This window comes from Terrisporobacter othiniensis (assembly GCF_000808015.1).
In the GTDB taxonomy this organism is placed as follows: Bacteria; Bacillota; Clostridia; order Peptostreptococcales; family Peptostreptococcaceae; genus Terrisporobacter; species Terrisporobacter muris.
On sequence record NZ_JWHR01000017.1, the window covers coordinates 1 to 2,182 of the forward strand.

1 protein-coding gene is annotated in these 2,182 nt (G+C 29.5%); it reads right to left on the reverse strand.

Annotated features, from left to right (window positions below):
* Positions 1 to 862: 862 nt before the first annotated feature.
* A complete protein-coding gene (locus QX51_RS01355; RefSeq protein WP_039678110.1) occupies positions 863 to 2,068 on the reverse strand; it encodes a dicarboxylate/amino acid:cation symporter in 1,206 nt (401 codons plus the stop codon).
* Positions 2,069 to 2,182: the final 114 nt, after the last annotated feature.

The window sequence follows — 2,182 nt, forward strand, 5'->3', positions numbered from 1 at the left end:
TATTATATCTATCAAAAGCATCGCATATAAACATATGGCTATCATAATCAAACATACTCTTATTAATTCCATCATAGTCTCCCCAAGCTCCTATTTATCTATTAATTATAGCAGAAAAGCCATTGATTTTATATCAATGGCTATCTTATCTCAATCTATTTCAATTTATTTATTTCACCTATTCTGGACGATGGAAATCCATATCTGCTACCCAAAAAGGTAGTGTGTCCTGCCTAGTATGTCCGTTTTGAATAGCCATAATATTCACTAGATACTTTCCTTGTAAGTTCCCTTAATTTTTTTATTAATTATTCTCTCTCCATATTATTATACCTTCCAAATATATAATATAATAATTAATTTCGTAATTAATGCTATTATCTTAAAATGTACTATATCATAAATATAAATTAGATAAGTTATAATAAGTCACATAGATTATATTTTTAATTATAAAAATTTCCTTCGCTTAAGCCATGTGTCAGTAAACCAATTAACGCATAACATTTATTCTTTTTTAAACTAAAGTTAAAAGTTACTGAAATTCCATAACCAAAAAAACAAAGTTTTATTAAAACTAATAATGAATTTGATTAAAAAAATATATTTCTTGCAACTTTCTAAAATTAACCAATTATAAATAATTTTTTCCTTGCAATTATATAAATGTAAATAATTATAAATATTTTTTAGAATAATTCTAAATAATACTACCATACTATGAATTATAAAAAGTTCCGTCCATTACAAAGACAACTGTAATGTCTCTAAGATTTATAGATTTCCATGCATATCTACTAACTTAAAAATACGAAAGCCAAGAAGTAAATACTTCTTGGCCTTTATCTAAGCTTTGTATATATTAAGCAGTTTTTCTAGTCTTTTCTTTTTTATTCATCTTATCGTTTATATAATCAATAACTACTGCTATAGCATTATCTCCAGATACATTGGCAGCTGTACCAAAACTATCTTGAGTTAAGTATAGAGCTATCATTAAACTTGCAAGACCACCATCTGATGGTATACCTATCATTGGTAAGAAAGGTAGTGCACTCATTATTGCCCCACCTGGTGCTCCTGGTGCTGCAACCATTGCTATACCTAACATTAATATAAATGGCATTATTACTGATAATCCAAAGTCCATATTGTTCATCATTAATACTGCTACTGCAAATGATGTAACTGATATTATTGAACCTGATAAGTGAATTGTTGCACAAAGTGGCACACAGAATTCTCTTATTTCTTTGCTTACTCCGTTATTTTTAGCACATTCAACATTAACTGGTATAGTTGCTGCTGATGATTGAGTACCAACTGCTGTTAAATAACCAGGTATTTGATTTTTTAACATTTGGAATGGGTTTTTCTTAGTTATTGCTCCAGCTACACTAAATTGTATAACTAGATATATTAAGTGCATTGGTATAACTATACAGAATACTTTCCAGAATACTCCTAATATTGCCCAAACTTGGCCTGCATAAGTTATATTAGCAAATGTTCCAGCTATGTATATTGGTAATAAAGGTATAATTACTGTTGCTAAAGTTTTTGTAACTATTTCTTGGAACTCTTGGAATACTTTATGTAGCGTTTCCCCTTTACCATGATTTCTAAGAGCTGAAATACCAAGTCCCATAGTAAATGCGAAAACAATAGCTGCTGTTACATCCACCATTGGTTCTAATGGTATAGTAAAGAATGCAGATAACATTCCTGCTTCTGGATCACCTATTTGTGATGCTACACTTGAATCAATAAATGCAGGAAATACACTTGATGCCACAAGGAAAGCGATTGTCCCAGCAACAATAGTAGAACCATAAGCTATTCCTGTTGTTATTCCTAATAATTTTCCTGCCCCTGTTGCTAAATCTGCTATACCTGCTGTTACAAATCCTATTATTATAAATGGTATAACAAATTTTAAAAATGCTGAAAATAAAGTACTTGCAGTTATTAACACCCTAACTAATCCTTCTGGTGCAAAACTTCCTAAGATGATACCTACCACAATCCCCATTATAAGTTTAGGTACTAATCCTATTTTTTTCTTCATATCTCTTTCTCCTCCAAAAACTTCTATATTTTTACAATTCCATTATCCATTATATAAACATTGTTCTTAATATGTCAATGTCTCCTTTCTTGTTTTTTTTTTTTTTTTTTTTTC

Bases quoted from the DNA above. Each gene is read 5' to 3' on its own strand.
- QX51_RS01355 (WP_039678110.1), bottom strand. From the start codon at position 2,068: ATGAAGAAAAAAATAGGATTAGTACCTAAACTTATAATGGGGATTGTG.